The 7,788-nt window shown below is 46.4% G+C and carries 6 protein-coding genes and 1 pseudogene; 3 read left to right on the top strand and 4 right to left on the bottom strand.

Annotated features, from left to right (window positions below):
* The first annotated feature begins 25 nt into the window (after positions 1-25).
* Together FN808_RS17430 and FN808_RS17435 are read left to right on the top strand one after the other, a co-directional pair.
* Positions 26-2,095: a T9SS type A sorting domain-containing protein gene (locus tag FN808_RS17430; RefSeq protein ID WP_185958482.1), complete on the top strand. Its 2,070-nt coding sequence runs from the start codon at positions 26-28 to the stop codon at positions 2,093-2,095.
* A 168-nt stretch (positions 2,096-2,263) separates the two neighbouring features.
* On the top strand, positions 2,264-3,082 hold the full coding sequence (locus FN808_RS17435; protein ID WP_142715899.1) for an aldo/keto reductase: 819 nt from the start codon (positions 2,264-2,266) through the stop codon (positions 3,080-3,082).
* 54 nt (positions 3,083-3,136) lie between these two features.
* Here the strand turns inward: FN808_RS17435 and FN808_RS17440 are convergent, their stop codons facing one another.
* From FN808_RS17440 to FN808_RS17455, 4 genes are all read right to left on the bottom strand, one after another.
* Complete coding sequence (locus FN808_RS17440) at positions 3,137-3,859, bottom strand: acyl-[acyl-carrier-protein] thioesterase (RefSeq protein ID WP_142715900.1); 723 nt, start codon at positions 3,857-3,859, stop codon at positions 3,137-3,139.
* A gap of 235 nt (positions 3,860-4,094) precedes the next feature.
* Positions 4,095-4,769 (bottom strand): sugar transferase, encoded by a 675-nt coding sequence (locus tag FN808_RS17445; protein WP_281280791.1) that lies wholly within the window; start codon positions 4,767-4,769, stop codon positions 4,095-4,097.
* A gap of 357 nt (positions 4,770-5,126) precedes the next feature.
* The gene (locus FN808_RS17450; RefSeq protein WP_142715902.1) at positions 5,127-6,422 is read right to left on the bottom strand and encodes a hypothetical protein; all 1,296 of its coding nucleotides are present in this window, start codon (positions 6,420-6,422) and stop codon (positions 5,127-5,129) included.
* Positions 6,419-7,591 (bottom strand): glycosyltransferase, encoded by a 1,173-nt coding sequence (locus FN808_RS17455; RefSeq protein ID WP_142715903.1) that lies wholly within the window; start codon positions 7,589-7,591, stop codon positions 6,419-6,421. Before FN808_RS17455 ends, FN808_RS17450 begins: the two co-directional genes overlap by 4 nt.
* A gap of 74 nt (positions 7,592-7,665) precedes the next feature.
* On the opposite strand from FN808_RS17455, the pseudogene FN808_RS17460 reads away from it, so the two are divergent.
* A pseudogene (locus FN808_RS17460) lies at positions 7,666-7,788 on the top strand (IS1595 family transposase); the annotation flags it as partial.

Here is a 7,788-nt window from a genome sequence, read left to right on the forward strand (position 1 = left end):
TTGGGTAATTAAATTTTTTCTTTTTTTGGGTCTCTTTTTAGGGGGGAAAGAGATTGCTGTAGCGCAGACAGCCGGTGATTTAGCTTTTGTCGGGCTTAATACCCATCAAAACGACTTCGCCATCATTACGCTTAATGATTTGCCACCTGGCAGGGTCCTTTTTTTTACCAATGGGAAATGGCGTGGTCGCTCTTTTGAAGAAGAAAGAGGTATTCTCCGATGGATAACCCCTGATAATGTGATTAGCGCCGGCACTGTAGTTATCTTTGAAGACGTTCGTTCTATGAGACCTTCGGTTAGCCATGGAGCAGCAGAGGGCGGAGGCATTGAACTGACTTCCCGGGATTTTGCCCTTTATTCGTACAGCCGAAACAGACCTGAACAACCTCATTTATTCCTCACCGCAATAACCAATGACAAAAGCCTGCTTGAGGGTACCGGACTTAGGGCGGAAAGGGAGGCCGTAGTGATAGGGCGCGGGATTGATTATGCGGTGTATCGCGGTGAGCGCACGGGGGGGCGAGGAGGTATTTCTCACCGGATTATTGCCGATACACAAAACCACTGGCTGCAAAGTACGGAGGGAGCATCCATGAACATCAGGAGGGATATGGCATCCCTTTCCGCTGCAGCTCAAGCTATACAGAGGCCATCATCCACCTATGTGGCCTCCATTGATGGAAGGGAGGGGTGGAAGGGGCTGTCCTCTCCCACTGTCAATACCGCTTTTGAGCATATTCTGGGCGATATTTGGAAGGGGGGAGCAGATACTGAAAATTCCGCCAGGGAAGGCTCAATCCTGACCTGGGGAGAGCGGGAAGAAGCGTTTGTCTACCCGACGGATATGAAAAATTATATGGAAGCGGGAAGGGGATACTTCATTCATGTACCCGAAGATAATGATCTGAATAGGGGAGGCGTTCCCAAAATACTGTCTTCCGAGGGTCGCCCCCACGGTCGATATGTTGATATTCATGTTACAGCCACTGATGCCAATGAGAACAAGCGCATCGATGGTATGGAGGGGTTCAATCTGCTGGGGAATCCGTACAGCCGTGAGCTTTCAGTCGGAGCTGTTAAAGAGGCTCTTGCCACTGCCAATGGCAATATGAACTATTACCTGTATGTTTGGAACCCGGAGCTTGGCAACGGCAACGGGGGGTTCGAATTTTTAACGAATAATGAAGTAATTGCTCCGGTTCAGCCCTTTTGGGTACGTTACCTGGACTCCGATATCAACGGTATTGTACGGTTTGACCGAAATAACCTTCTTGCCGAACAGCAGAGGGAAACCTATTATTCTTCGAATGAACCCACCGGCAGCTTCGATATCAGGCTGGGGGCTGACAACTGGTATGACACCTATCGCATAGAACTCCGCGAAGGGGCCCGGGTTGGTGAAGATCAGTGGGATGCGTACAAGCTTTTTTCGCTGAATACTGGTTCTATCAATCTCTTCAGTAGGGTGAGCGGGAGTAACAGGCTGGCAAAAAACGTGCTGCCGAATAGCTTGGAGCGTGAATTGGAAATTCCCCTGGCTTTTTCAGCCTTGGACAAGGACAAGCTATTATTTCAATGGGATACGCCGGACGAGCTGCCCCGGGACTGGAACTTGGTACTGGTGGATCAGAAAAGGAAAAGAGAAATTAATTTGAGAACAGCTAATCGCTACGCCTTTGAACCGGAAACCCCGACCATAGAAAAAGCTGTTATCCCCCGTCAGCAGTCGTTGCTGAATACCCAGTATGAAGCGATCAGTGGTGAGCGATTCTCACTGGCTATCCGTCCCTCTGGAACCCAGGAGCAGATACTCTCGGAGCTTCCCGAGTCTATACGGTTGAAACCCAATTACCCAAACCCTTTTACAGTTAGCACCACGATTCCCTTCGAATTGGATGAGGCTACAGATGTGACGCTTACGGTCTGGAACATGATAGGCCAGAAGGTGGCTACACTCATAGACAATGAACCGAGACAAGCTGGAAAAGACCACGAAGAGGATTGGAATGCTGCAAATATGCCCAGTGGCATGTATATTGCTCGTCTGGAGGCGGGAGGAGAGGTTTTTACCCGGAAAATGACCTTGATTAAATAACCGTTTATCGGCCGGTGGGCTACCCTGGAGGGAAAGATAAACTGCCAATAGGGAATATGATTTTTAGAATCGAATACTTTCCTATATTTTATCGAATCATTTTAAGCTGTAAGCTGTTATAACTTTTAATCTAATTAAAAAACTAACGGAGTATCTTTTTAAATAAAAATGCAATATAAGAATATACAGGGTATAGACATACCCGAAATAGGTCTTGGTACCTATAAACTCCATGATAGAGAATGCGAACGAGTTTTACGGACAGCGCTGGATATCGGATATCGCCATATTGATACCGCGCAAATGTACAAGAATGAGAGGGAGATTGGTGAGGCGATCAGTGTTTCTAATGTTCCGCGCGAAGATATCTTTTTAACTACCAAAATATGGCATACGAATCTGGATGCCGATGATGTATTGCAGTCTACGGAGCAGAGTCTCCGTCATCTGGATACGCCTTATGTCGATTTGCTTCTCATTCACTGGCCCAATGAACAGTACGATTTGCGTGAGACTATTGAATCAATGCTGGTGCTCCGCGATCAGGGAAAGGCCATGAATATAGGAGTGAGCAATTTCCCCTTGCCGTTACTGAAAAAAGTCAATGATGAAATTCGGGCTCCTATTTTCTGTGACCAGGTGGAATTCCATCCTTTTATCGACCAGCTTGATTTGCTTGACTATGCCATAGACAATGATATCATGCTTACCGCTTATGCTCCGCTGGCCAAAGGTAAGGTTAGTGGGAACAAAGAACTGCAGGAAATCGCTGAGAAATATGACAAGTCCCCGGCGCAGATAGCCCTCCGTTGGCTTATAGAACAGGAAAATGTGGTAGCTATTCCCAAGGCTTCTACCGATGAGCATCTTCGGGAAAACTTTGATATTTTTGATTTTTTCCTCGAGGATGAAGATTTCGAACGCATTGATCAATTTGAAAAGGGGCAACGGCTGGTCAATCCGAGTTTTGCTCCAGATTGGGGATAACCTGATCGGTTGCATGCATTCAGAAAGGCGTCGTCCGGCAACGGGGGGCGTTTTTTATTTGGAGGAAGCCAGGGCGAGAATTCTGTTATCCGAATGACGTTTCAACTGGAAGTATTTTTGTTTGCCTCCGGACTTAAAACTTGCTGTAACAGTATCTCCTAAAGAAGCCTCTGCCATAAACTTAATATCTATATTATCGGGCTTATTCTTTCCTTGGTGAGAAGCCATCGCCCACTCTACATACCGGACGTTGTTCAGGTGGAGATTAAGGTCCAAATCAGTTTTCCTGACGTGAAATGATTCAGAAGCATCGGCTTTCTCAAAGCCTGTAACAGTGTGCTCGTCGGGGCTAAGTACATGGGAGGAGTGGGCTGGTACTTTATTGCGTATCTCTTCTGGGATGCGATGGGGCTTTCGGCTTTCCATATCCAGGATCAGCCAGTGGCTGAGGGACCGGCCAATCGTGTTTCCCTTCTGATCGTATATTCGGAAATCACGGTATGCCCGCAGTCCATCGCCGCCGGAAGGCCAGGTTTTTATGGTCACGCTCTCACGCCATGCTGGAAACCGTTCTATGACGAGCTGCAGGCGATGCAGTACCCAGGTTAGCTTATGCTGCTGCAGATCTGTAATATCAAAGTGGAGTTCAAGTGCATGATTTCCGGATACCTCCTGAAGGAGATTGCAGATGGCGGGAAGTGTGGCAGTTTGGTTTGCATCTACCTCTGAAGAACGAATTTTAAAGGATTCTTCGTAGGTTAGCGGGCTGTTTGACATCAGTCTTTTGAATTCAGTGAAAAATGGTAAAGTAAGATTATTAAGCTCTTTTTGGAAATGAAAGAGCTATTGTATCCGTACCGCATTGAATGACAGACTGATCAGAACTTTGAATGGCAACGGTAATCATGATGAATTGGTACAGGCAGCTTCGGAAAGGAATTCAGATTTTACCCCAAAAAAAAGCCCCCCGGAAAGGGGGGCTAGGGTGATGTGATGAGATGAACCCAATAGGTTAATGGGCCCGGGTTTTGAAGGTAACCATGCTTTTTATTGTCATGAAAATAAGCTTCAGGTCCATGGCCAGGGAACGCTCTTTGATATATTTGAGATCGCATTTCAGACGTTCCCGCATATGCTTGATGTTAAGCGTTCCACCCCGAAGGCCCGATGCCTGTGCCAATCCCGTAAGTCCCGGTTTTACCGAGAACCGCTTGTAGAAATCGGGGAATGTGGTATTCCAGTACGAGTTCTCCCGCAGGGGGTAGGGGCGTGGCCCCACCAAACTCATATCACCTTTCAGGACGTTGATAAATTGCGGTATCTCGTCCAGGTTGGTCTTTCGAAGAAATTGGCCAAAGGGAAAAATTCGACTGTCATTCTTCTTGGTAATATCCGGTTTCTTGCCCGATGCATTATCCTGATGGCAATGCATCGTTCGGAATTTATAGCAGTTAAAAACCCGACCATCAAACCCGGACCGTTCCTGTTTAAAGATAACCGGGCCGTTTGAAGACAGCTTGATGCCAAGGGCAATAACGGGATATAGCAATATGAGAATCATTGTTCCTATGAGGCCAAAGAATAAATCAAGCCCTTGTTTCCATAGGAGTTTCTCATGATAAATCTGGGCATAATTTATAGATATGGAATTAATCTCTAAATTTAATGCCGATGACGAGGTCGGAATGGGAACCCTCCTCAATCGATTCTTTTTGGGCGAGTATTTTTTTGCTGTGGAACTCATAAAATGGATCGATTAAGTTTTAAATTAATCTTGCAGAATTTAAGGCCGTTTGGTTAGCCCGGGGCATTTAATCGACAGAATAAATTTGCCCGTTTGCTATTATTAATTGCAATATCTGTACCGCGCTCAGTGCCTCCTGTCAGTTGCGTGTAATGAAGCAGAAAAATCACCTTATAAGGCTGTAAAGGGCAAATGAAGGCAAGGAAATGAGCTGAAATTCTGAAAAAGGAAGGTGGCTTAGTGTCCTAAATTATACACACTGTACAGGATATAGGACAAGGTATAACGAGGGACGGAAAATTAGCTGTTCTCCAATCGGAAAAGCTGTTTTGAGAAACTGTTTCCAGGAGAGGGCAGATAATGGTAGGACATCCCTAAAAACAGCCAGGTGGGGAGGTAGGTATATTCTGTGACCGCTATCAGCATAGTCACAAGGATAATGATCAGTGCTGCTTTAAGCCCGAATTCTTTGGATGTACGGCCCAGGATCAGGATTGGATAAGCAAAGACAGTCAGGAAAACCGTTAACCCCAGGAGTCCGTTATTGACAAGTATGGTTGAAAAGAAATCTGTGGATCGTATATAGCCGAAGCCGAGTCCGAATATCTTGGTCGGCAGTGGGGCTTCCCACCAAAAGGTTAGGGAGTTTATCATGTTAGATAGGCGTACATTACCCGAGATAGAGGCGCCGGAAAGCTTTTTGAGAATCAGCTCATTAAAAACGGAGAAAACAGCTTGATACTTTATGATGGTAATCAATACGATGCCTGCTCCCCCCGCGACAAGATATTTCCAGCCCACTTTTCCACTGAAGACAAGAACGACAAGATAAGTGAATATACCCAGAATAGCCGTTGTTGAGGTAGAGAACAGCAGGGCCAGCGTCAAAATACCCCCGATAAGATATTTTTGTTTATGAAGGGCCAGCACCCAGTAGGGCAATACCGTAAAGGCAAACATGGAGGCTTCACCCGTAAGGCTTTTCATTCGCAGGGTCGAGAGGCCGGCAATATTCATAACCTGGGTTGAGCTTCCGAAATAGCGTTCGTTGAATACGCGGTTAGACAAAAAATCACCGGATGTGCCCGTAAGCCAGAAATAGAAAACTTCGTAAAAGCCGTAGGCGACCAGCAGCAGAATGCCGGCAAAAATATAGGGATCCCAAGAGGGATGATACCATTTGCAAACAAATAAGAAGGTTAGCAGGCAGGCCGCCAAATAGAGGCTTTGGGTAAAAAGGGTTGGGCGGAGCACAAACTTCCGGGTGAATGAAAGGGGATCGACCAGGGGCAGAGAGGATAAATCCATGTGTCCATACAGCGACAGCAGGAACTGGCTGACCAGGTTGAGGGTGATATAGGCAATGGCGATAAGTAGCAGCAGGTAAAAATACTCCTTGATCTCCCTTACCGTTGCGAAGGCAACAATAAGAGGAACGGAGAGGAAGGCCATCATGTAAGCAGGGGTTGTACCCTGAATGAAAGGAACCAGCAAAACGGATGTAATGGGAAGAACCAGGGCCCAGCATTTGAAAAAGGTATCGATCACCCGTCGTCCTGTTTCAGTTTTATGGTATGTTTTAACCGGGTCGATCATGAATGATCCGGGGATTTAGGTGTTGCCAGGTTAAGCAGCTGTTTTGTAATAGACTGCCAGGAATGCTTTCGGGACTCCTGCTGTGCCATGGCCGCAAGTTTTTGCTGGTTGTTCAGGCAATATCTGAGCTGTTCGTGGAATTGTTTGGCATCCCCTGCAAAGGTAATAAAATCTTCATTTCTGTTCTTGAGTTCCTTCAGGGGAGTACTGACCACCGGTAATCCACTGATGCCGTATTCATACACTTTCATCGGCGAGCGGGCGTGATTAGCCTCTGTCAGCTTCAGGGGTAATATACCTATATCGGCATGCTGCATGAAAGCAGGGACTTCTTCATAGGGCTTGGGTCCCAATGCTGTAATATTACTGATCTTACCATCAAGATGCTTGCGGCTGCCCGGGCCGATAATGACAAAATGCAGATCGGGACTCAAACGTGCGGTTTTTTTCAGGAGGTCAAGGTCAAAGCGATCATCGAGGCTGCCCACATACAATACAATGGGGGTTGTTATTCCAAGGTATTCTCGGGGTTTTTCACGGGGAGTGCTGAAATGAGAAGCTTCAACGCCATTGCGAAGAACCCTAGCCTGGATTCCGTACCGCTGTTCGAAAAGCTGTCTGAGCGGCTCGGAGGTCACCAGCACCAGATCTGCGAACGTGCATATCTGCTGCTCAAGATCTTGAATAGCCTGTTTTCCCGCCCCACGAGACATATTGCTGTAGTCATCGGTTGCCCGGTAGATCCAGGTTCGGGCCTGAATAAACTTTCGCATGAAGAAAAGGCCGGGTTTGTCCTGGATGACGAGATCAGCTTCCTTGAAATCCAACTTTTTTATTTTTGATCCCATCCGGTTAAAGGTGAACCATTGGTTTAGTGGTATCCGGGCACGATCAAAAATGCCCCTGTTGAAAGGAGTAAGTACGAAGGGAGTCAGATTGGTAATGTTGTCTGAATCTATGTTGGGGCTAAGGGTATTCAATCGGCTTTTTAACACGTTGCGATAGTCTGCATCTCCAAGCTTGGGGAGGTTGAGAAAGTGGAAGAGCGAAAGGGGAGAGGGCACATACAGAACACGGTGACCCATGGATGCCAGGTTCCTGGACAGATGATAGCTCCCGACTTTAAACAAATAGTTGCGGGGAGTATGGCTCAGAAAAACTATGTTCATAACAGGCAGTCAATTTAAAATAGGGTCTTATGAAGTATAGCATGTTATAAAAGTTTGTAACATATTGCTATACAATGAATAACAAGTATTACAAGCGTTCAAGAATTTCTGAGGCCAAATTTCGGCATTTAATTCGATGTTTTTCGTTGGATTTAACCGCGACTGAAACGGCCGAATTGACCGGAATTTCGTTGCGC

Origin of the sequence: Fodinibius sediminis (genome assembly GCF_900182555.1) — a bacterium.
GTDB classification, from domain to species: Bacteria; Bacteroidota; Rhodothermia; order Balneolales; family Balneolaceae; genus Fodinibius; species Fodinibius sediminis.